This is a genomic window from Actinomadura sp. J1-007 (assembly GCF_009793335.1).
Classification (GTDB): domain Bacteria; phylum Actinomycetota; class Actinomycetes; order Streptosporangiales; family Streptosporangiaceae; genus Spirillospora; species Spirillospora yumaensis.
The window spans coordinates 873,798-895,413 of sequence record NZ_WING01000001.1; the positions used below are offsets into that span (position 1 = coordinate 873,798).

General features: G+C 73.8%; 18 protein-coding genes. 6 read left to right on the plus strand and 12 right to left on the minus strand.

What is annotated here, in order from left to right:
- Positions 1 to 1,257: an ABC transporter substrate-binding protein gene (locus GEV43_RS03950; protein ID WP_160819521.1), complete on the minus strand. Its 1,257-nt coding sequence runs from the start codon at positions 1,255 to 1,257 to the stop codon at positions 1 to 3.
- A 293-nt stretch (positions 1,258 to 1,550) separates the two neighbouring features.
- Between GEV43_RS03950 and GEV43_RS03955 the strand changes: the two genes are divergently transcribed.
- On the plus strand, positions 1,551 to 2,648 hold the full coding sequence (locus GEV43_RS03955; RefSeq protein ID WP_160824283.1) for an alcohol dehydrogenase catalytic domain-containing protein: 1,098 nt from the start codon (positions 1,551 to 1,553) through the stop codon (positions 2,646 to 2,648).
- Positions 2,649 to 2,672: 24 nt separating this feature from the next.
- Here the strand turns inward: GEV43_RS03955 and GEV43_RS03960 are convergent, their stop codons facing one another.
- The 3 genes from GEV43_RS03960 to GEV43_RS03970 all read right to left on the minus strand — a co-directional run bounded on the left by GEV43_RS03960 (position 2,673) and on the right by GEV43_RS03970 (position 5,268).
- Entirely contained in the window at positions 2,673 to 3,602 is a 930-nt protein-coding gene (locus GEV43_RS03960; RefSeq protein WP_160819522.1) for a hypothetical protein, read from the minus strand.
- Positions 3,599 to 4,264 carry a serine/threonine-protein kinase gene (locus GEV43_RS03965; RefSeq protein ID WP_160819523.1) on the minus strand — a complete coding sequence of 222 codons (666 nt, stop codon included), beginning with the start codon at positions 4,262 to 4,264 and terminating at the stop codon, positions 3,599 to 3,601. The genes GEV43_RS03960 and GEV43_RS03965 overlap by 4 nt, the downstream gene beginning before the upstream one ends.
- Positions 4,265 to 4,428: 164 nt before the next feature.
- Positions 4,429 to 5,268, minus strand: coding sequence for an LLM class F420-dependent oxidoreductase (locus tag GEV43_RS03970; RefSeq protein WP_160824284.1), 840 nt, complete (start codon positions 5,266 to 5,268; stop codon positions 4,429 to 4,431).
- Positions 5,269 to 5,402: 134 nt separating this feature from the next.
- On the opposite strand from GEV43_RS03970, the gene GEV43_RS03975 reads away from it, so the two are divergent.
- From GEV43_RS03975 to GEV43_RS03995, 5 genes are all read left to right on the plus strand, one after another.
- Positions 5,403 to 6,281 (plus strand): alpha/beta fold hydrolase, encoded by an 879-nt coding sequence (locus GEV43_RS03975; protein WP_160819524.1) that lies wholly within the window; start codon positions 5,403 to 5,405, stop codon positions 6,279 to 6,281.
- Positions 6,278 to 7,528, plus strand: coding sequence for an LLM class flavin-dependent oxidoreductase (locus GEV43_RS03980; protein ID WP_160819525.1), 1,251 nt, complete (start codon positions 6,278 to 6,280; stop codon positions 7,526 to 7,528). Before GEV43_RS03975 ends, GEV43_RS03980 begins: the two co-directional genes overlap by 4 nt.
- Before the next feature lie 2 nt (positions 7,529 to 7,530).
- Complete coding sequence (locus GEV43_RS03985) at positions 7,531 to 8,412, plus strand: TIGR03619 family F420-dependent LLM class oxidoreductase (protein WP_160819526.1); 882 nt, start codon at positions 7,531 to 7,533, stop codon at positions 8,410 to 8,412.
- A 178-nt stretch (positions 8,413 to 8,590) separates the two neighbouring features.
- On the plus strand, positions 8,591 to 9,418 hold the full coding sequence (locus GEV43_RS03990) for a HipA family kinase (RefSeq protein ID WP_160819527.1): 828 nt from the start codon (positions 8,591 to 8,593) through the stop codon (positions 9,416 to 9,418).
- A gap of 86 nt (positions 9,419 to 9,504) precedes the next feature.
- Positions 9,505 to 9,819 (plus strand): DUF3037 domain-containing protein, encoded by a 315-nt coding sequence (locus GEV43_RS03995; RefSeq protein ID WP_175250302.1) that lies wholly within the window; start codon positions 9,505 to 9,507, stop codon positions 9,817 to 9,819.
- Here the strand turns inward: GEV43_RS03995 and GEV43_RS04000 are convergent.
- The 8 genes from GEV43_RS04000 to GEV43_RS04035 all read right to left on the minus strand — a co-directional run bounded on the left by GEV43_RS04000 (position 9,816) and on the right by GEV43_RS04035 (position 21,568).
- A complete protein-coding gene (locus GEV43_RS04000; protein WP_160819529.1) occupies positions 9,816 to 10,691 on the minus strand; it encodes a hypothetical protein in 876 nt (291 codons plus the stop codon). The genes GEV43_RS03995 and GEV43_RS04000 overlap by 4 nt on opposite strands.
- A 358-nt stretch (positions 10,692 to 11,049) precedes the next feature.
- Positions 11,050 to 12,267, minus strand: a complete 1,218-nt coding sequence (locus GEV43_RS04005) for a helix-turn-helix domain-containing protein (RefSeq protein WP_160819530.1) — start codon at positions 12,265 to 12,267, stop codon at positions 11,050 to 11,052.
- A gap of 37 nt (positions 12,268 to 12,304) precedes the next feature.
- Positions 12,305 to 13,147, minus strand: coding sequence for a GNAT family N-acetyltransferase (locus GEV43_RS04010; protein WP_160824285.1), 843 nt, complete (start codon positions 13,145 to 13,147; stop codon positions 12,305 to 12,307).
- Between the two features lie 75 nt (positions 13,148 to 13,222).
- The gene (locus GEV43_RS04015; RefSeq protein WP_164717171.1) at positions 13,223 to 14,881 is read right to left on the minus strand and encodes an alpha/beta hydrolase; all 1,659 of its coding nucleotides are present in this window, start codon (positions 14,879 to 14,881) and stop codon (positions 13,223 to 13,225) included.
- A 263-nt stretch (positions 14,882 to 15,144) separates the two neighbouring features.
- Positions 15,145 to 16,743 carry an alpha/beta fold hydrolase gene (locus GEV43_RS04020; RefSeq protein WP_309239438.1) on the minus strand — a complete coding sequence of 533 codons (1,599 nt, stop codon included), beginning with the start codon at positions 16,741 to 16,743 and terminating at the stop codon, positions 15,145 to 15,147.
- 316 nt (positions 16,744 to 17,059) lie between these two features.
- Positions 17,060 to 18,715, minus strand: a complete 1,656-nt coding sequence (locus tag GEV43_RS04025; RefSeq protein WP_160819531.1) for an alpha/beta hydrolase — start codon at positions 18,713 to 18,715, stop codon at positions 17,060 to 17,062.
- Positions 18,716 to 18,992: 277 nt separating this feature from the next.
- Entirely contained in the window at positions 18,993 to 20,186 is a 1,194-nt protein-coding gene (gene ispG, locus GEV43_RS04030; RefSeq protein ID WP_206681059.1) for a flavodoxin-dependent (E)-4-hydroxy-3-methylbut-2-enyl-diphosphate synthase, read from the minus strand.
- 185 nt (positions 20,187 to 20,371) lie between these two features.
- Positions 20,372 to 21,568, minus strand: coding sequence for an RIP metalloprotease (locus GEV43_RS04035; protein WP_160819532.1), 1,197 nt, complete (start codon positions 21,566 to 21,568; stop codon positions 20,372 to 20,374).
- Between the last annotated feature and the right edge of the window lie 48 nt (positions 21,569 to 21,616).

The window sequence follows — 21,616 nt, forward strand, 5'->3', positions numbered from 1 at the left end:
TCAGAGGGTGGTGTTGTCGAAGCACTTGAGGTGCTGGGCGACGGTGAACGCGCCGCGCTCCAGCCTCACGAGGGAGCCGCAGCCGTTGGAGGCGGTCTTGCCGGACGGGAACGCGATGCGGCCGAAGCCCTTGTTCTCGTACGCGAACGCTTCGGCGGCCTTGAGGAACGACTCGCGGGTGAGGTCCTCGCCGGCCTTCTCGACCATCTTCAGGAAGACGTCGGCCGACCAGTACCCGGTCGCGGCGTGCTGGTCGAGCACCGCCGACGCGCCGCCCGCCTTCTGGAGGTCGGCCTTCATCGTCCGCACCTCGGGGAGGTCGGACTCGTACGGCTCGAACTGCGGGGCCGCGTACACGCCGTCGAGGGCCCGCGCCGTCTGCGGGTCGCGCAGCACGTGCGGGTCGTACGACGTGGCGTCGGTGATCAGGCCCTTGAAGCCCGCCTTCTTCAGCGCCGTGTAGAGGCCGGTGGCGAACTTGCCGCCCGCCATCGTGGACACGAGCACGTCGGGCGCCTTCCCGCCCGCGCTCTTCATGATCTTGTTGACGTACGGGGACCAGTCCTGCGGCGGCGACTGGGCGGGCAGGGCGGCCGACGTCCCGGCGAGCGAGAACCCGGCGGCGGTGAACGACTTGGACATCGTCTGCGTGGCGTACTTGCTGGCCGTCGAGTCGGTCGCCTGGATCCAGACCTTCTTGCCCTTCGCGCCGCCGAGCTGCGCGGCGACCTGGTTGCCCCACCAGGTCTGCGTCTGCTGGCCGGGCTTCGGCGCGAGGCAGCCGTTGAACCCGAACGCGCTCCGCTTGCCGCACCAGAACGGCCCGGTCGCCCAGCCGAGCCACGGCACCTTCTGCTGCTCCAGGAACTCCGCGCCGCCGAACTGCGGGGCGCTGACCGGGACGAGCGCGAAGACCTTCTCCTTCTGGACGAGCTTCTTGGCCGCCGCGGCGCCCTTGTCCGGGGTCATCCCGTCGTCCTCGGCGCCGACGAACTCGATCTTGCGCCCGTGCACCCCGCCCTCGGCGTTGGCGCGGTCGAAGCGGGCCTTCGCGCCGAGCTCGGCGCCGCCGGTCGAGTAGCCGGTCGCGCTGGTCTCGGTGAGCACCCCGCCGACCTTGATCGAGTCGTCGGAGACCCCGCCGGAGCCGCCGCCGGAGGACGACTCGTTGCTGGTCGCGCAGGCTCCGGCGAGGGTGAGGGCGGCGGTCGCGACGGCGGCGAGCGCGATACCGCGCGGGGGCGTGGACGTGTTCATGGGCGCGCCTCCAGGCACGTTGGCAAGCACGGTCAGGACGGTCGGGACGGACGTCGGGACGATCGGAACGGGCGATCGGAGGGGATGCAGGCGATCGGAACGGTCGAGCCGGCGGTCCAGGTCGTGACCTAGCGCTCGTTTGGTCCGGAGGGTAAGTTCGCCGGGGAGAGCCTGTCAACGGTCCGACCTGGGACGCCGGTCCCCTCGACCAAGCAAGTGCTTGGTGCTAGCGTGGCCGGGACGGGCCCGCGCGGACCCGACGGAAGGTGAGCGACGACGTGACGAGCACGGTGATGCGAGCGGCGCTGCTGCGGGAGTACGGCGCCCCGCTGGAGATCGCCGAGGTGGAGGTCGCGGCCCCGGCCGCCGGTGAGGTGCTGGTCCGGGTGGCCGCGTCCGGCGTCTGCGGCTCGGACCTGAAGGCCATCGACGGCAAGAGCCCCGTGGTCACGCACCTGCCGTGCGTGCTCGGCCACGAGAGCGCGGGCACCGTGGAGGCCGTCGGCCCCGGCGTCGCGTCCGTCAAGCCCGGCGACCGCGTCGTCGTCGCGATGAACGGGCCGTGCGGGCGCTGCCGCAACTGCTCGCGCGGGCGCGCGCACCTGTGCGGCGGCAAGGCCCGGATGACCGCGATCATGGGCCTGACGGCCGACGGCACGACCCGGCTGAGCAGCGGCGGCGAGGCCGTCCGTCCGTACATCGGCATCGGCTCGTTCGCCGAGAAGGTCGTCGTGCGCGAGGCGATGTGCGTCAAGGTCGCCGAGGACGCCGCGCTGGACCTGCTCGCCCTCACCGCCTGCGGCGTCGTCACCGGCGTCGGCGCCGTGCTCAACACCGCGCGCGTCGAGCCGGGCTCCAGCGTGCTGGTCGTCGGCTGCGGCGGCGTCGGCCTGAACGTGCTCCAGGGCGCGGTGCTCGCGGGCGCCACCACGATCATCGCCGCCGACGTCGTCGACTCCAAGCTGCGGCTCGCCGAGGAGTTCGGCGCGACCCACACCGTCCTCGCCGACGACCTGCCGAAGCAGGTGGGCGAGATCGTCCGGGGCGGCGCCGACTACGCGTTCGACGTGACGGGCGTCCCCGAGGTGCTGACCAAGGCGTTCGCCTCGACGCAGCCGGGCGGGACGACGGTCATGGTCGGCAGCCCCGCGCCCGGCGCGAACCTGGAGATCCCGGCGGGCCAGCTCTTCGGCTCGCGGCGGCTGATGGGCACGCAGGGCGGCGACGCCACCCCGGCCCGCGACCTGCCGCTGCTCGCCGACCTGCACCGCCGCGGCCGGCTCAACCTGGAGGGCCTGGTCAGCGAGCGCGTCCCCCTGGAGGCCGTCAACGAGGCCGTGGCCCACGTCCGCTCCGGCGCGGTGGCCCGCTCGGTCATCGTCTTCGACTGACCCGGCCCGCGGACGTTCGCGGCGCTAGCCGGCGCGCCGCATCGGCCCGGCGACGGCCCACGTCCGCCCGCCCTCGGTGCCGGTGTAGCTGAACTGGAGCGCCCCGCCGTGCCGGACGAGCGTGACCGTGCCGGTGTCCACGCACTTGTCGGGACGCTCGGTGATCCGCTCGCGCACGGTGACCGTGCCGCCCGCGTTCCCGACGAACGTCTCGACGCCGCCGCAGCCCTCGTCGGGGTAGCTGATCCGGCCCTGCCGCCCGCCCGCGGGCAGGTCGAGCACGACGGTGATCGCCTTGCCGTCGCTCTGCCGCAGCCGCCCCGTCCACCGGCCCGCGTGCGACACGGGGAACCCGCTCGGCGGCGCGGGCGTCTCCGACGCCTCGCGGGTCGGGCTGTGGGACGGCCGCTCGCTGTTCGCCGGCTTGCTCGCGGGCCCGGCGCCGCTCCGCGACGGGCTCGCGGACGGCGCGGCGGCCCCGCCGGACGAGCCGCGCCCGTTGAGCGCGACCACCGTCACGACCGCCGCGGCGACCACCGCCACCACGGCCGCGCACACCGCGACGATCCCCGACGTCCGCCGCGCGGGCGGCTGCCCGGTCGGCGCGGGCGGCGCGGGAGGTACGGGCATCGGCGCGGGGTGCGGCGTGTTCGCCCACGTGCCGTGCGTCCCGGACGGCCCCGACGGCGCGCCGCCGCCCATGCCGCCGGCGCCGCCGCCCCAGGCGTCCGCGCCCAGCGTCGCGGCGTACGCGGCGCCCTGCGCGGCCGCGGCCTCCGGTCCGGCCGCCGGGACGGGCCCGCCCGCGTCGGCCTCGCCGAGCAGGACGCCCAGCAGCGCGGACGCGGACGGGCGCTCGGCGGGGTCCTTGGCGAGGCAGCGCGCGGCGACGTCGCGGAGCGTGCCGGTGAGCCCGCCGAGGTCGGGCTCGTCGTGCAGGATCCGGGCGATCACGGCGGGCATCGTGTCGTCCCCGAACGCCGGCCTGCCGCACGAGGCGAACACCATCGTCGAGGCCCACGCGAACACGTCGGCGGCCGGTCCGGCCCGCTTGCCCGCGAGCTGCTCGGGGCCATGTAGGCGGGCGTGCCGATCACGCCGCCGGTGGTGATGGTGACGCCGCCCGCCGCGCGGGCCACGCCGAAGTCGATGACGCGCGGGCCGTCCGGTCCGAGCAGCACGTTGTGCGGCTTGAAGTCGCGGTGCACGACGCCGACCCGGTGGATCGCGACGAGCGCGGTGGCCGTCCCGACCGCGAGCCGCTGGAGCGCGCCGCCCTCGCGCGGCCCGTCGCCGGTGACGACGCGGTGCAGCGACGGCCCGTCGACGAACTCGCTGACGATGTACGGGCGGTCCCCCGCCACGTCCGCGTCGAGGACGGCGGCGGTGCAGAACTGCGCGACGCGCTTGGCGGTCTCCAGCTCGCGCAGGAACCGCGCGCGGGCCTCGGGGTCGTTCCCGAGCCCGGTGCGCAGCAGCTTGACCGCGACCGGGCCGCCGCCCTCGGCCTCCCCGAGGTAGACGACGCCCTGGCCGCCGTCGCCGAGCCGGCCGACCAGCCGGTACGGCCCGAGCCGCTCGGGATCCTCAGGGCGCAGTGCTTCGGCCGCAGGCATGACGTTCCGCCCTCCCCGCCCGGCGCCACCCCGTCGTCCGGCGCCCGGTTCGCGTTACGTTCCGGTGATTCTCCCGAAGGAGATCAAGAGAACCGTAGTGACCGTTCCGGGGCACCGCCACCCGGAGCCGCCGGCGCGCGCCCCGAGGCGGGGACACGGGCCGGTCAGCGGCCGGGGACTCCGTAAGTGCGGGCGTAGCCGTCCAGGACGGGCAGCACCTCGTCGCGCCCGGCGGCGGGCACGCGCAGCACGACCTCCTCGACGCCGAGCGAGGCGTAGTAGTCGAGCTTCTCGCGGGACGGCAGCGTGCCGAACGGGACGACCGGCACCGGCTCGCGCCCGGCGGCGGCGCACGCGTCGCGCAGCGCGGGCAGCGCCTCGCGGATCCCGGCGCCGCCGATCGGCATCCAGCCGTCCCCGTACTCGGCGACGTGCGCGAACAGCGTCGGCCCGGCGGCGCCGCCGACGAGCACCGGGACGCGGGCGGCGGCCGGCTTGGGCCAGGACCAGGTGCGCGGCAGGTCCACGAACTCGCCCTTGAACTCGGACTCCTCCGCCGTCCACAGCTCGCGCATCGCGAGGACGTGCTCGCGGGCCACGGCCCGGCGCCGCTTCCAGGGGACGCCGTGGTCGGCGGCCTCCTCCCGGTTCCAGCCGAAGCCGACGCCGAGCGTGACGCGCCCGCCGGAGAGCCGGTCGAGCGTCGCGACGGCCTTGGCGGTGACGATCGGGTCGCGCTGCGCGGGCAGGGACACGCCGGTGCCGAGCCTGATCCGCTCGGTGACCACGGCGGCGGCGGCGAGCGCGACGAACGGGTCGAGCGTGCGGGCGTACTCCTCGGGGAGCTGGTCCGCGCCGGTCGGCGGCGCGGTCTCGCGCGAGACGGGGATGTGGGTGTGCTCGGGGAGGTAGAGCGAGACGAAGCCCCGGTCCTCGGCCTCCCGCGCCAGCTCGTGCGGCTCCATGGTCAGGTCGGTGGCGAACATCGTGACGCCCAGGCGCATCCTCACGGCCTCCTCTTCGCGCGATACGGGTCACACCCTACCGAGCTGACCAAGCGATTGCTCGGGCCAGCGGAATTGATGTAGCGTGCGCTTGTTCGGGAAGCCGCCGGGCGGGACGAAGGGAGCCGGGTGCCATGCCGTTCGCCGACCTCGGGGACGTGCGTCTGTTCTATACCGACGACGCCGCGTCCACCCAGTCCCTCCAGTCCGCCGAGTCCGCCGAGCACGTTCCCGCGCCCGGCCGCGACCCGCTGCTGCTCGTGCACGGGTTCGCGGCCGACTCGCAGGACTGGGCCTGGCACATCGAGGCCCTGCGCGCCGCCGGGCACCGCGTCATCGCCGCCGACCTGCGCGGCCACGGCGCGTCCTCCGCGCCGGAGACCGGCTACCGCCCCGAGGACCTCGCCGGCGACCTCGCCCGGCTCCTCGACCACCTAGGCGTCGAACGGGTCGTCGCGTTCGGCCACTCGATGGGCGGGATGGTCGTGACGGCGCTCGCGCACGCGCACCCCGAACGCGTGCGCGGGCTGCTCTGCGTCGATCCCGCCTACGGGCAGCCCGCCGAGGTCGCCGCGTTCTTCCCCGCCATGGTGGACGCCCTCGGTAAGGACCCGCACGCGACCGTCCTCGGGATGGAGCCGGTGCTGTACGTGCCGTCCACTCCCCCGTTCGTCCGGACGTCGCACGCGCGCAAGATCCTCGCCACGCCCGCGCACGTGCTCGCGCAGGCGTTCCCGGCGATGTTCACCGGCGACGGCGCGTGGGGCGCCAGGCCCGCCTCCGACGAGCGGATCGCGGCGCGCGCCTGCCCGGTCCTCACGATCCGGGCGGACGCCGCGCAGGCCGCCTGGGAGTCCGAACTGTCCAAGCACCCCGCCTCCAGGGCCGTCCACTGGCCGGAGAGCGGGCACCGGTTGCACGAAGAGCGGCCGGAGCAATTCCTGCACGCCGCAATCGACTGGCTAGAGGAACTCGGCCGGCTCGACGAGCTCGACAAGGAGAAGTCCGCGTGAAGTTTTCGATCTTCCTCAACCCGCAGATCCCGGGGTCGGGCTGGGCCGCCGAGGAGAACGCCAAGGCCAAGCGGCCGATCGGGCGGGACGTCGAGTCGTACCAGAAGCTGCTGCACGAGGTCCGCGAGATCGCGGTGCACGCCGACCAGGTCGGCTTCGACGCGCTGATGATGACCGAGCACCACTTCCACTCGGAGGGCTTCGAGTTCTCGGTCAACCCCCTGATGTTCCTGACCGACCTCGCGGCCCGCACCGAGCGGATCCTGCTCGCGCCGCTCGGCCTGGTGCTGCCCGCCTGGGACCCGATCCGCGCCGCCGAGGACGTCGCGCTCCTCGACCACTTCTCCAAGGGCCGGCTGCGCCTCGGCGTCGCCCGCGGCTACCAGGCCCGCTGGGCGAACGTGCTCGGCCAGCGCTGGCACGCGGCGGCGGCCCGCTCGGACGGCTCCAAGTCCGACAACCGCAACTTCGACGTCTTCGGCGAGGTGCTGAAGATCATGAAGATGGCGTGGGAGAACGACTCGCTGCGCTACAAGAGCGACGTGCTCGACTACGAGGTGCCGAACCCCTACAGCGGCATCGAGGGCTGGCCCGCGCAGGAGTGGACCAAGACGTTCGGCGCGCCCGGCGAGATCGACGAGAACGGCGTGATCCAGTCGGTGTCGGTCTGCCCGAAGCCGTACCAGAACCCGCACCCGGAGCTGTGGCAGCCGTTCACCGTCTCGGACCGGTCGGTCGTCCGGGCGGCGCAGGAGGGCATCATGCCCTGGATGTTCACGCCGAACCCCGACGACCACGCGGCCAAGGCCAAGCTCTACCAGGAGGAGTGCGCGCGCCAGGGCAAGGACTACAAGCTCGGCGAGCACACCGGCATCCTGAAGATCGTCGGCATGGCGGACACCCGCGAGGAGGCCATCGCCACGTACGGCAAGGGGATGCAGAAGGACTTCGCGTCGTTCTTCGGCCCGTTCGGCTACCTGGAGGTGCTGCGCAAGAAGGAGGACGACAAGCACAAGCCGATCTCCCCGGAGAAGGGCGACTTCAAGCGCATGAACGAGGTCGAGATGGCGCTGCTCGGCACGCCGGACGACGTCAAGCGCGGCATCCAGCGGATGCTGGACCGGATGCCCGACCTGGAGTGGTTCGGCCTGTTCATGCAGGGCCAGCAGGGCGTGCTGCCGCTCGACACGGTCAAGCGCAACCTGGAGATGTTCGCCACCAAGGTCATCCCCGAGTTCCAGGACTGACCGTGGAGTTCTGGCTCGGCGCGGCGTTCGTCGACACCCGCGAGTTCGTCCCGCTCGCGCGCGCCGCGGAGCGGCTCGGCTACGACACGATCGCGGTGTCGGACCACATCTTCTACACCGACTACGACGCGCCGTACCCGTACACCGAGACGGGCGCGCCGCCGTACGAGCCGGACACGCACTGGCCCGACGCCTGGGTCACGATCGGGGCGATGGCGGCGGCGACCGAGCGGGTGCGCTTCGCCACCAACGTCTACATCGCGCCCGCCCGCGACCTGTTCACCGTCGCCAAGGCGGTCTCGACGGCCGCCGTGCTGTCCGGCGGCCGGGCGATCCTCGGCGTCGGCGTCGGCTGGTGCAAGGACGAGTTCCTCCAGACGGGCCAGGACTTCCACACCCGGGGCAGGCGCCTGGACGAGATGCTGCCCGCCCTGCGCGCGCTGTGGGCGGGCGGGACGGTCGAGCACCACGGCACGTACTACGACCACGGGCCGCTCAGCATCTCGCCCGTCCCGGACGAGCCCGTCCCGGTCTACGTCGGCGGGGACAGCGACGCGGCCCTGCGCCGCGCCGCCCGGACCGGCGACGGCTGGATCGGCAACCGCGTCTACTCCGAGGAGAGGCTGGAGGCCCTCCTCACCCGGCTGGAGGGATACCTGGCCGAAGAGGGCCGCACCCTGGACGACCTCAAGGTGATCGCCCCGATCGGCGCGATGCCGAGCGCGGAGCTGTACCGCAGGTGGGCCGACCGCGGCGTCACCGGCACCATGGCGGCCCCCTGGTGGCTGCCCACCGCCGAGGAGAGGGAGCGGCACCCCGATCCCCTCGCCCTCAAGATCGCCACGATGGAGCGGTTCGCCGACGAGGTCATCGCCAAGATGTGACCGCGTCGGACCCGCCGGACCCGCCGGACCCGCCGCACGCGCCGGACCCGCCCGCCCGCCGACCACGCGGACGGGCGGGTCCGCGCCGTCTGCGCCCTTTCCGCGCCGTTTGCGCGCGCGGGCCGCCCGGCCGCCGCCCGTGCCCGCCGCCTGCGCGGATACCGGTAGCGTTTGGCGCGTGCTGCCATTTGTGACCGCCGTCCGGTACGTGACGCCGCTGCGCGAGGGCGGGTCGCTGCCGGGCGTCGTCGAGGCCGACGACCTCGGCACGTACGTGATGAAGTTCCACGGGGCCGGGCAGGGGCGCAAGGCCCTGATCGCCGAGGTCGTCGCGGGTGAGCTCGGGCGGCGGCTCGGGCTGCGCGTGCCCGATCAGGTGGTCATCGAGCTGGACCCGGTGATCGGGCGGCACGAGCCCGACCCGGACGTGCAGGACCTGCTGAAGGCCAGCTCCGGCTGGAACCTCGGGGTCGACTTCCTGCCCGGGTCGCTCGGCTACGACCCGCTCGGCTGGCGGCCGGACGCGGCGTTCGCGTCGCGGGTGCTGTGGTTCGACGCGTTCATCGGCAACGTCGACCGGAGCTGGCGCAACCCCAACATGCTCGTCTGGCACGGGAAGGTCTGGCTGATCGACCACGGCGCGAGCCTGATCTTCCACCACGCGTGGGCCAACGCGGCGCGGCTGTTCTCGGGCCCGTACGACGTGGACGACCACGTGCTGACGCCGTACGCGGCGGAGCTGGCGGCGGCCGAGGCCGAGTTCGCGCCGCGGATCACCGAGGGCCTGCTGCGCGAGGTGACCGGCCTCGTCCCGGACCGGTGGCTGGAGGGCGAGCCCGGCTTCGACGGCCCCGACGCCGTCCGGGACGCCTACGTCGACCTGCTGCTCAAGCGCGCCGCCGGGCCCAGGGACTGGCTGCCCGACCTCGACGTCGGCGGGCGCGGCGGGCCCGGCCCGTCGCGGCGCGGCGGCGACCGCCCCTCGTGGCTGGGAGGCCCGTCGTGAGCACCAACCTGCGCGGCGCCGACCAGCCGACCGTGTTCGAGTACGCCGCGCTGAGGGTCGTCCCCCGGGTCGAACGGGGCGAGGCCATGAACGTCGGCGTCGTGGTCTACTGCCGGGCGTTCGAGTTCCTCGGATGCCGCGTCCACGTGGACGACGGGCGCCTGCTGGCCCTCGACGCGTCCCTCGACGTGGACGGCGTCCGGACGGCGCTGAAGGGCGTCGCCGGGCTGTGCGAGGGCGGCGAGGGGGCCGGGCAGGCCGCCGCGGAGCCGCCGGGCGGGCGGTTCCGCTGGCTCACCGCGCCGCGCAGCACGGTCGTCCAGCCGGGACCGGTGCACGCGGGCCTCACCCGCGACCCCGCCGCGGAGCCCGAACGCCTGCTCCGCCTCCTGGTGCTCTAGTCCCACTCCCAGCGGATGCCGTGGTATCCGGCCGCCATGCCGAACTCGATGAAGTGCACGCTGTGGTAGCTCGACATGCGCAGGTCGGCGGAGTCCTTGAGCGCCGTCTGCGCGTCGGGCCGCCAGGTGCGGTAGCAGCGGGCGGGCAGGGTCGCCGGATGGAACCGGACCTCGATCAGGTACTCGTGCTGCGGCGTGCGGAACCCGCGCCCCTCCTCCGACACGGCCGGGCCCGTCTCGTCGAACCCGAAGCCGTATTCGAGCAGGTACGTCTCGCCGCGCCCGAGGGCCCGGTCGAACAGCAACTCGGCCGCGATGAGGCCGCTCGCGGCGTCCATCCGCACGCGGCCGAACCGGCAGCCGCGCGCCGTCCGGGACGACGGCAGGATGCGGCACGGGTGGTGGTAGACGGCGATCCACCGGTCCACGCCGCGCTGCTGCGCCTGGAACACCGCGCGCGTGCGGACCTCGCGCAGCTCCCTGCGGCGGCCGATGATGTGCTGGTCCTGGAGGCTGAGGCCGGTGAGCTGCCGCTCGCCCCGGTCGCCGATCTCGTCCAGCAGGTCGCGGACGCCCGGCTCGGGGCACAGCTCCTCGACCGGCAGCCACGGCCCGGCGGTCCGGTCGGCGGTCGGGCGCAGCAGCGTGAGCAGGGAGTGGCGCGGCAGTTCGAGGATGACCTCCAGGCCGCGCACGGCGCGCAGCGAGTCGGCCCGTTCGGGCCGGGTCCTGCCGCGCTGCCAGTAGCTGAGGGTGGAAAGGCTGACCGCGATGCCCTGCTCCTCAAGGCGGCGCCGCAGCGCCTCAAGGCTGAGGCCGCGGGCCTGGATCGCGGCGTGGAGGGCGACGTTGAAGGGACCGTACTGAAGCATCTGGAGGAGATCCTCGTCCGTGACGCTCGTGACGCTCTGCACCGCTATCGGCCTCCGGATCGGGCTCCGGCCGGCCCCCGTCTACGGCCTTGACAACCGCACTTGCAACTTCCGCGCTCACTGTAAGGCCACCGCGTCGCGATGCCAATCGGCAACTTCTCACAACAGGTCCCCGGAAGGCCGCGCCCGGCGGCCTTCCGGGGGGACCTTTCGGCTAGAGACCGCCGGTGTGGATCAGCCGGCCAGGCGTGCCCGACGGTCGCCGGAGACGGCACCCGTCGTCGCGTGCCCGATCAGCTCGTACCGAATTGTACCGAAAAGCACGCCTCCGGTCGCGGGTTTCGGGGAGCCGTCGCGCTCACTCCCACTCCCACTCGATGCCGAGGATGCCGCGCCGCACGTCGCCCACCGTGAGATGCGCGCTTCCGGACGTCCCGATCCACAGCTCCCCCGCCCGGACCGCCGCCGCGCTCCCCGACTCCCGGGAGAACCCGTAGCAGCGCGCCGGGAACATGCCGTCGTGGAACTGCACGACCGCGAGGTAGTCGCGGACCGGGCGCGGGAAGCGCCGCTCGAAGCGGCGCCGGACCGGCCCGTCCGCCGGGAGCCTCAGCTCGTACTCGACGACGGCCGTGTCCCCGGCGGCGAGGACCCGGTCGAAGACCAGCTCGAACCCGATCAGCCCGCCCTCCGTCCGGATCCGTCCGGGCCGGCAGTACCGGGTCCGCGCCAGCTCGACGCTCGCCCGCGCCGCCCCCTCGACCGTCCCGACCGCGTCCACCGTGACGCCGGTCGCGTCGGCGGCCCCGGCGGCGTCGGCGGCTCCCCCCTCCCCGAGCGGGACGGTCGGCAGCGGAGGCACGGCGGGGGCCGACGGGCCGAGCGGCGTGGACGGACCGACCGTTCCGGACAACCCGAACGGCGAGGCCGGACCGAGCGGGGCGGACGGACCGAGCGCGGACCCGGAGCCCCGCACCGCCGGCGGGTCCGGGTCCGGGTCGGCGTCGGGCACCGAGCCCGGGTCCTCGGGGACGACCGCGAGGTGCACGCAGACGACGCGGTCCACGTCGTCGCCGGTGGCCCGCAGGACCTCCCGGACGGTCAGGCCGCGCGGGCGCCGGTCGCGGCCGAGGACGAGGACGTCGTGGGTGCTCAGCCGCTCCAGCCGGTGGTCGCCGGACCGGTCGAGCTGCGCGACGAGCCGCGCGTACCGGTCCGGATCCGGCCACAGCTCGGCGGCGGCGCGGGACCGTTCGCCGCCGGGGTACGGGCCCGGGGCGGCGCCCTTCGCGTGCCCCGGGCGTCCCGGCGCGCCGCGCGCCGTGCCGCCCGGGGCGGGGACGGCGGCGGGCGCGGGGTCGTCGAGCAGCTCGGTCAGCGTCCCGGCGGGGACGCGCAGGATCTCCTCCAGCGTCGTGACCACGGCACGCGAGCGGGGACGGCTGCGGCCCCGCTGCCAGTAGCTCAGCGTGGCCACGCTGACGGTCAGGCCCCGCTGCCCGAGCCGGTGCCGGATCCGCTCCAGGGTCAGGCCGCTCGCCTGGATGGCCTGCCTCAACGCTCCGGCGAACTCCACGGCCGGATCGTACCGGGTGCGCGGCCCGGACCCGATGTCAGAACAGCACCGACATGAACGTGCCGGATTCGGTGAATCCCACCCGGCTGTAGGTGGCGCGGGCCCGGGTGTTGTAGTCGTTGACGTACAGCGAGACGGTCGGCGCGACGCCGCGCAGCGCCTCGTCCACCACGGCCGCCATCCCGGTCACCGACAGGCCCCGGCCGCGCAGGTCCGGCGGCACCCACACGCCCTGCACCTGGCAGGCGTGCGGGGTGACGGCGCCGATCTCGGCCTTGAACATCACCCGGCCGTCCTCGATCCGGGCGAACGCCCGGCCCTCCCTGATCAGCTCGGCGACGCGGGCCCGGTAGAGCACTCCCCCGTCGCCGGTGTTGGGGGAGATCCCGACCTCCTCGGTGAACATCGCCACACAGGCGGGGTAGACGATGTCGAACTCCTCCATCCCGACCCGGCGGACCCGCCGGTCGGGCGGCACGTCCGGCACCGCCGAGGTCGCCAGCACCGGCTGCGCGGCGCGCACGGCGCGCGGCGGCCCCCAGTAGGGCGCCAGGAACTCCCACATCTCGCCGACCGCGCCGGCCGGGCCGACGATGGACGAGCAGCGGCGGCCCTGCGCCTGGGCCCGTTCGGCGAACGCCCGGACCGCCTCGGGACCGGCCGCGACCGGGATCAGGTTGGCGCCCGAGTAGCACAGCGAGGCGAGCCGCCCGTCGCGCGCGTAGCCCCACACCTGGGCGCCGAGGCGGCGCGGGTCGAGCCCGGCGGCGTGCACCCGGGACGCGACGAACACGTTGCCGACCGGGTCGGCGTCGAGGATGCGCAGCGCCTCGTCCAGGTACCGGTCGTCCAGCACCCGGACGGGCAGCGACCCGAGCATGCGCACGGCTACCGGCTCCGGCGAGGGTTGGGGCCCGGGTGGGGCCCCGCCACTGTCAGCACCACGCCGACCAGCCTATGACGTCCGCGCGCCCATCACCGCAACCGGCTCCCGGACCGGGGCCCCGGCGTCCGCCGCCGGGCTCCGCACGGCCTCCCGGCGCCCGCTCGCGCGCGCGGGCTTCGGCCCGGCGGGCGCGGGGCAGGCCGTGTCCGGGCCGCGCCGGCCCGGGGGCAGGGCGCCGGAGGCGAAGTAGCGGGCGACCGCGCCGTCCACGCACTTGTCGCCGGACAGCGCGACCCCGTGGTTGCCCCCTCCGACCTGCACCACCAGCCGGGACGAGGGGAACAGCCGGTGCGTCTCGACCGCCCCGGAGTACGGGGTGGCGGCGTCCTCGGTGGCCTGCACCAGCAGGATCGGCGGCATCCCCCGCCGCTCCCGCACCGCGGGCGGCGGCCCGCCCGGCACGCGCCAGGCGGCGCAGGGCGCGTTGTACCAGGTGTTGCTCCAGGTCTCGAAACGGTATCCGGCCCGGTAGAGGCGGGCGCTGTCGGCGGTCCAGCGGCTCCAGTCGCGGGGCCAGGCGGCGTCCCGGCACTGGACGGCGCTGTAGACGGCGTAGTTGTTCTGGTCGAGCCACACGGGCGGCTTCCACGCCTTGCGCAGCGGCTTCGGGTCGGCGCGGACCAGGTACGCCGAGAGCGCCGCCGCGTGCCGCGGCCAGACGGAGTCGGCGTACCCGTCGGTGAGGAACGTGTCGTCGAGCTCGGACGCCCCGACGAGGCCGTCGATCGGCTCGGCCTTCACGCGCGCGCGGGCCTTGGCGTAGGAGGCGGCGACCGCGTTCGCGGTCCTGCCGAGCCGGTACACGTCGTGGTGGCGGGCGACCCAGCCGAAGAACATCCGGATCCGCTTCTCGAACGCCACGTTCTGGTCGAGGTTGGCGTCGTACCAGACGCCGCTCGGCCGCACCACGCTGTCGAGGACCATGCGCCGCACCCGGCCGGGGAACATCGTCGCGTACACGGCGCCGAGGTAGGTGCCGTAGGAGTAGCCGAAGTAGTTGATGCGGTCCTGGCGGAGCGCGGCGCGGATCGCGTCCAGGTCCCGCGCCCAGTCGGCGGTGCCGAGGTGCGGGAGGAACCGCGGGTACCTGCGGGCGCAGTCGTCGGCGTACGCCGTCGCCCGCCGCTGCCAGGCCCGCGCCTCGGCCGCGGAGGACGGCACGGTGTCGGCGCGGGGCCTGCCGGGGTTCAGGTAGCTCCTGTCGCACAGCAGCGCGGGCTCGCTCGCGCCCACGCCGCGGGCGTCGAACCCGATCCAGTCGTACTGCGCGGCGGTCTCCTTCGGCAGGGCCGCGGTGAACGAGGCGGGCAGGTCGCGCCCGTGCGCGCCGGGGCCGCCCCGGTTGAGCAGCACGACGCCCTGGAACGTGCGGGCCGTGTGCCTGGCCCGGGTCAGCGCGAGGGTGATCTGCTCCCCGCCCGGACGGGCGTGGTCGAGGGGTACGCGCACGTTCGCGCACTCCAGGTTCTTCAGCGCGTCGCCCTCGATCCGGTCCTTCTTCGGGCACGGGGACCAGGCGAGCCCGGCGGGCCTCGGCGCGGGGTTGGGGGCCGGGTTCGGTCCCGGGGGACGTTCGGCCGCGGCGGCGGTCAGGGTCCCGAAGGCGACGGTCACGGCGGCGGCGCCGGCGGCGACGGCCTTCCCGGCGCCCCTCCCGGCCCCTCTCACGGGGCCGCTCCGGCGGGCGTCCCGGCGGGCGGTCCGGCGGTTCTTCGCGGCGGCGTTCTCTCCAGCGGCGTTCACTCCCGCTTTCTACCTGCGGAAGCGACCGGAGGCCGACCACCGAACGTTCCGGGCGCTTCCGCCGCAAACCGTCGCCGTCCCGGAACGGGGACGCGGCGCGCCGCCCGGTCCGGGACCTCGGACCGGGCGGCACGCCGCGAGCGTGCGCGGGCGGGGCCTCGCGGCCCGCCCCTCCTACCGGCGACCGCCTACGGGCGGCCGACCGGCAGGTCCTTGCCCTTCGGGCCCGCCGCGGCGGCCTTGGCGGCCGTCGGGTCGGGGTCGTTCAGCTCCGGGAGCGCCTTGCACGTGGCGTCCGCGCCGGGACGGCCCTTCGGCAGCCGGCCGCTGTCGAGGTACGCCGCGACCTTGTCGTCCAGGCAGAGGTTGCCGTTGAGGGTGTTGGCGTGGGTCTTGCCGCCGATCTCCTCGACCAGCCGGGACGAGGGGAACGTCTTGTGCATCGCGAGCCCGCCCGCGACCGGCGTCGCGCCGTCCAGGGTGGACTGGACGAGCAGCATCCCCGGCAGGCCCTTCGCGCCGAGCCTCAGCTCCGGACCGCCGTTGAACGGCCAGAACGCGACCGGGGCGTTGAACCAGACGTTGCTCCACGTGTTGAACCGGTAGCCCTGCCGGTACAGCTTCGCGGCGTCGTTGTGCCACTTGCTCCAGGAGCGCGGCCACTTCGCGTCGGCGGCCTGGACGGCGTTGTAGACGGCGAAGCTGTTGTCGTCGCCGCCCGGGTTGAGGTTGTCGAGCAGCGCGGCCGGGTCCTTCTTGGTGGCCCACGCGGACAGCGCCTCGGCGTACGGGATGTAGAAGCCGGTGTTGTACCCGGCGTTCAGCACGATGTCGTCGAGCTCGTCGGGGCCGATCTTCCCGCCGATCGGGGCCTTCTTCGCGGCGGCCCTGATCGCGTAGTACCGGGCCTCGACGGCCTTGCCGGTCTTGCCGAGGTGGTAGACCGAGTCCCACTTCGCGGTCCAGGCGAACCAGAACTTGATGTTGCGCTCGAACGCCTTGTCCTGTTCGAGCTGCGCGTCGTACCAGACGGTCTTCGGGTTGACGTTGCCGTCGAAGACCGCGTGCTTCACCCGCTTCGGGAACAGGGTGGCGTAGGTGGCGCCGAGGTAGGTCCCGTACGAGAAGCCGTAGTAGCTGATCTTCTTCTGGCCGAGCGCGGCGCGCAGCGCGTCCATGTCGCGGGCCGCGTCGGTCGTGCGCAGGTGCGGCAGCAGCCAGCCGAACTTCCTGGTGCAGTCGGCGGCGTACCGCTTGGACTTGGCGATCCAGGCGCGCTCCTCCTTGGCGGAGTGCGGGACGTAGTCCGGCCGGATCGGGTCCTGGTAGTGCGGGTCGCAGCTCAGCGCGGGCTTGCTGGCGCCGACGCCGCGCGGGTCGAAGCCGATGACGTCGTACTTGGCGATGGTGGAGGCGTGGCCGACCCCCTTGAACCAGCGCGGGAACGCCGCCGAGTAGGGCAGGCCGCTCGCTCCGGGACCGCCCGGGTTGACGAGCAGGACGCCCTGGTAGTTCTTGGTGTCGGTGGCCTTGACCCGGGAGACCGCGATGGAGATCTTGCGGCCGTTCGGCTTGCGGTAGTCGAGCGGCACCGGAAGCTGGGCGCACTCGGCGTTGTTCATCGGGTCGGTCGGCCCGCTGACCTCGCACTTGCCCCAGGCGATGCCGGACGCGGCGGCGACCGGGCTCGCGGCCCGTCCGGCCCCGCCCGTGCTCGCGGAGACGGCGGCGCCGGTGCCGCCGACACCGACGGCCGTCGCGGCCGCGACGAGAACGATCCTCTTCACCAGACCCCCTCGTTCGGCGCGCCCGCGCGCCCGGGGTGGGGGCGGCGGGAACGGCGCCGAAGAAATAGCCGAAACGAGTATTAAGTGGAGATTGTGGCGTTCAGTACGGCGGGGACGGCAGGGCCTGTCGCGAGTGGATGCGAAATCGTGACAACATCCGCGGAACTCCAGGACCGCCGCGTTCGTCCCGCGCCGCCCGGCGGCCGGGAGGCCCGGCCGCCGGGAGGCCCGGCCGCCGGGTGCCCGGCGCGGGTCCGGGGCGCGTGCGCCGCGCCCCGGACACGGGTCCCGGCAGGGGACCCCCGCGCCGGACGGGTCAGCGGATGACGTCGTGCCGCAGCGCGGCGGCGAGGCCGCCCGCCGCGACCGGCGCCTTCGCCTGCGCCGGCGGGACCGGGTCACCGAGCTGCGGAACGTGCACGGTGTCCTTCGCCGGGCGCTCGCCCTTCAGCCAGTACGCGTCGAAGAGGGCGTCCACGGCCGCCGAGCCGCGGTGCACGATGCAGTGCGTGCGGTCGCCGTCCTGCACGACCAGGCGCGAGCCCTTCAGCCGCCGGTGCATCTCCAGCGCGCCCTCGTACGGCGTCGCCGCGTCGGCGGTGGACTGGAACTGGAGGATGTTGCGCGGGAAGTCCTTGCCGCGGCCGATGTCGACCGGCTTGCCGGCCTTGGCGGGCCAGAACAGGCACGGCGCGTTGTACCAGGCGTTGCCCCACGTCAGGAACGGGTGCCTCTTGTTGATCCGCTCGTTGTCGCGCTGCCACTTCTTCCAACTCGTCGGCCACTGAACGTCCGTGCACTGAACGGCGTTGTAGCCCATGTAGCCGTTGTCGTCGGCGCCGCCGCTCGTCTGCGCGCCGAAGGTGCCGGCGAACGTGGCCGTGTCGCCGCGCTTGTAGGCCGACAGGCCCGTGGCGAAGCCGTGCCAGACGGCCTGGCTGCGGCGGTACCCGGCGTTCTGGATGACGTCGGTCAGCTCGTCGGGGCCGACCGCGACCTGGGCGCCGCTGTCCGGGTCGGTGTAGTAGACCGCCTTCTTCGCGAGCTTGGCGCGCAGGCCGTAGAAGAACGACCGGACCTCGCGCTGCGTCGTGCCGAGGTGGTAGACCGAGTCGTACTTCGCGATCCAGCCGAAGTAGTAGTCCATGTTCTTGTCGAACGCGACGTCCTGGTTGAGGTTGGCGTCGTACCAGGCGTCGCTCGGGCCGACGTTGCCGTCCAGCACCATGCGCCCGACGCGCTTCGGGAACACGGTGGCGTACGACGAGCCGAGGTAGGTGCCGTACGAGGCGCCGTAGAAGTCGAGCCTGGCGTTGCCGAGCGCCTTGCGGATGGACTCCATGTCGTGCACCGAGTCGATCGTCTTGTCGTGCTTGAGCAGCCCGACCTTGTCGTTCCTGGCGCACGCCTCGGCGTACCCCTTGGCCTTCTTCAGCCAGGTCGCGACGCTCTTCCGGTCACCGGTGCCGTAGTCGGGCCTGGGGGCGTTGGTGTAGTTGGGGTCGCAGCTCAGAGCGGGCACGCTCATGCCGATGCCGCGCGGGTCGAAGCCGATCACGTTGTACGCGGCGCGCAGCGCGGGCGAGCTCTCGGCGAAGAACCGGGCCCCGAACAGGGCGCCGCCCGCCCCGGGACCGCCCGGGTTGACGACCATGTCGCCCTTGGCGGGGCCCGAGCCGGTGTGCGGCAGCCGGGTGAGCTGGAGGGTGATCTTCGTGCCGCCGGGCCGGGCGTGGTCGAGCGGCACCTTCAGCTCGGCGCACTGGACGATCTTCGAGACGGGGTACTTCACGTCATAGGCGGCCACCGACTTCACGAAGTCGGGCGGGCAGGCGTGCCAGCGGAGCGCGGACGCTCCGGCGCCGGACGGGGCGGGGGCCCCGGACGGTCCCGCGGCCGCCTGCGCGCTCGCGGCCCCGGCGCCGGTGAGCCCGAGCCCGGCCGCCGCGGCCAGGACGACGATCCTCTTCACAATTCCCCCTTTGCATGCCGACTCCACAGCGAGTCGGACATATGGGTAAACGGTGAAGATTGTTGCGCCCGGTCCCGTTCGGAGGGCAGGGCCCGCGGCGAGTGGATGCGAAATCGTGACAAGATCAACGGAACTTCGTGATGCTCCGAAACGTCACCGGCCGCCTCCCCCGCGCCATCGCCGCAGGGAGGAGGCGGCCGGAAGGGGTCCGGTGACGCGGCGAGGCCCCCGGGGAACTCCCCGGGGCCTCGTGATGCCGTCGCGCGGACGGCGGGGATCAGCTGACGACGACCTCCGCGCCGGGGCCGGCGACGGTGCCGTCCTCGCCGACCTCGATGCCCATCTCGTCGGCGATGCGCATCGCCTCCTCGATGAGGGTCTCGACGATCTGCGACTCGGGGACGGTCTTGACGACCTGTCCCTTGACGAAGATCTGGCCCTTGCCGTTGCCGGAGGCGACGCCGAGGTCGGCCTCGCGGGCCTCGCCCGGCCCGTTGACCACGCAGCCCATGACCGCCACGCGCAGCGGGACCGGGAAGTCCTTGAGCCCGGCGGTGACCTGCTCGGCCAGGGTGTAGACGTCGACCTGCGCGCGCCCGCAGGACGGGCAGGAGACGATCTCCAGGCCGCGCCGGCGCAGCCCGAGCGACTCCAGGATCGCCGTGCCGACCTTGACCTCCTCGACCGGCGGGGCCGACAGCGACACCCGGATCGTGTCGCCGATGCCCTGGCTCAGCAGCGCGCCGAACGCCACCGACGACTTGATCGTGCCCTGGAACGCCGGGCCCGCCTCGGTGACCCCGAGGTGCAGCGGGTACTCGCACGCGGCGGCGAGCTGGCGGTACGCCTCGATCATCACCACCGGGTCGTTGTGCTTGACCGAGATCTTGATGTCGCGGAAGCCGTGCTCCTCGAACAGCGAGCACTCCCACAGCGCCGACTCCACCAGCGCCTCGGGGGTGGCCTTGCCGTGCTTCTCCAGCAGCCGCTTGTCGAGCGACCCGGCGTTCACGCCGATCCGGATCGGCACGCCCGCGTCGCTCGCGGCCCGCGCGATCTCGCCGACCTTGTCGTCGAACTTCTTGATGTTGCCGGGGTTGACCCGCACCGCCGCGCATCCCGCGTCGATCGCCGCGAACACGTACTTGGGCTGGAAGTGGATGTCGGCGATCACCGGGATCGGCGACTTGCGCGCGATCGCCGGCAGCGCCTCGGCGTCGTCCTGCGAGGGCACCGCCACCCGCACGATCTGGCATCCGGACGCCGTCAGCTCCGCGATCTGCTGGAGCGTGGAGTTGACGTCCGCCGTCAGCGTCGTGGTCATCGACTGGACCGAGACCGGGGCGTCGCCGCCCACCGGCACGGACCCCACCATGATCTGCCTGGAGCGGCGCCGCGGCGCCACCGGGCGCGCGCCCTCCCCGGCGCCGTCCTCGCCGCGGACGCTCGGAATACCCAGTGAAACGCTCATCCTTCTCCTCTGACTCACTCTGCTCTCCTGGGGGAGACCCCCAGTCCCCCGCAGTGAGGGGCCGAAGACCTCGCTCCGCTGCGACCGCTCAGCCCTTCCAACCTTAGGCGTCCGCGGCCCATGTCATGACGCGCACCGGCGAGCAATGACGTAACGGACTCATGACCGACTGTTACCCATGGGCGCTATTGGGGAAGCTTCAAGGGGTTGACGAGGTCGGCGAGGATCAGCAGCACCCCGAGGCCCACGAGCACGAGGACCGCCAGGTAGGTCAGGGGCATCAGCCTGGTCAGGTCGACCGTCCCGGAGTCGGGGCGCCCCCTGAGGCGGTTGATCCTGACGCGGACCCGCTCGTACGCCACGACCGCGAGGTGCCCTCCGTCCAGCGGCAGCAGCGGCAGGACGTTGAGCGCTCCTAAGAAGATGTTCACCGAGACGACGAGTGAGAGGAACAGGGCGAGCTTGTCGCGCGCGGACCCCTCCGAGGAGAAGATCTGCCCCGAGACGTCCGTCGCGCCGACGACGCTGCCCACCTGGCCGCCCGGCGTGCTGGCCCGCTCGGGCGAGAACAGCTTCGGGATCGCGCTCGGCAGGTCGGCGAGCGTGCGGCCGATCCCCTCCAGGCTGGTGCCGATGGCGCGCCCCGCGAAGCGCACGGCCCCCGCCGGGCCGGTGCGGTCGTAGCCCGCCCCGACGACCTTGGCCGCCATCCCGACGAACGGCGCGCCGCCCACCTCGGCGAGCCGCACGTACAGCGTGGTCCGCGCGCCGCCGCGCTGGACCACCACCGGGACCGTCCGGCCCGGCTCGGACGCGTCGATCGCGTCGCGCAGCCGCGCCCACTCGTCGTTCACCCGCACGCCGTTGAACGAGACGACCCGGTCGCCCGCGCGCAGCCCGGCCGAGGCGGCGGGGGACGGCGGGCGGCCCTTCCCGCACTCGCCCTGGAGGTCGGCGGGCACGCAGGCGGTGACCTCGTCCACGGTGGCGGTGACCGTTCCCTGGTCGCGGACGCCGACGGTCATGGCCATGAGCGCGAGCAGCAGGAACGCCACGGCGAAGTTGGCGACGACGCCCGCGCCGATCACGACGGCGCGCCGGGAGGCGGGCTGCCGGTAGAACGCCCGGCCCCGGTCGGCGGGGTCGACCTCCTCCAGCGGCGTGTAGCCGACGATCTTGACGAAGCCGCCGAGCGGGATCGCCTTCACGCCGTACTCGGTCTCGCCCCGCCGCCGCGACCACAGCGTCGGCCCGAAGCCGACGAAGTACTGCGTGGCCTTCATCCCGAACCGCTTGGCGGTGAGCAGGTGGCCCGCCTCGTGCAGCATCACCGAGGCGAGGAGCGCGACCACGAACGCCGCCGCGCCGAGCAGAAAGGCCATCGCGCTCCCTCCTCGCCGGGGCGGCCGTGCACGGGCCGTGCCGCGGAG

What these genes read in the sequence shown, in the direction of transcription:
- GEV43_RS03950 (WP_160819521.1), bottom strand. Translation starts at nt 1,257, where the DNA reads ATGAACACGTCCACGCCCCCGCGCGGTATCGCGCTCGCCGCCGTCGCG.
- GEV43_RS03955 (WP_160824283.1), top strand. Translation starts at nt 1,551, where the DNA reads ATGCGAGCGGCGCTGCTGCGGGAGTACGGCGCCCCGCTGGAGATCGCC.
- GEV43_RS03965 (WP_160819523.1), bottom strand. Translation starts at nt 4,264, where the DNA reads ATGCCTGCGGCCGAAGCACTGCGCCCTGAGGATCCCGAGCGGCTCGGG.
- GEV43_RS03970 (WP_160824284.1), bottom strand. Translation starts at nt 5,268, where the DNA reads ATGCGCCTGGGCGTCACGATGTTCGCCACCGACCTGACCATGGAGCCG.
- GEV43_RS03975 (WP_160819524.1), top strand. Translation starts at nt 5,403, where the DNA reads ATGCCGTTCGCCGACCTCGGGGACGTGCGTCTGTTCTATACCGACGAC.
- GEV43_RS03995 (WP_175250302.1), top strand. Translation starts at nt 9,505, where the DNA reads ATGAACGTCGGCGTCGTGGTCTACTGCCGGGCGTTCGAGTTCCTCGGA.
- GEV43_RS04000 (WP_160819529.1), bottom strand. Translation starts at nt 10,691, where the DNA reads ATGCTTCAGTACGGTCCCTTCAACGTCGCCCTCCACGCCGCGATCCAG.
- GEV43_RS04010 (WP_160824285.1), bottom strand. Translation starts at nt 13,147, where the DNA reads ATGCTCGGGTCGCTGCCCGTCCGGGTGCTGGACGACCGGTACCTGGAC.
- ispG (WP_206681059.1), bottom strand. Translation starts at nt 20,186, where the DNA reads ATGAGCGTTTCACTGGGTATTCCGAGCGTCCGCGGCGAGGACGGCGCC.
- GEV43_RS04035 (WP_160819532.1), bottom strand. Translation starts at nt 21,568, where the DNA reads ATGGCCTTTCTGCTCGGCGCGGCGGCGTTCGTGGTCGCGCTCCTCGCC.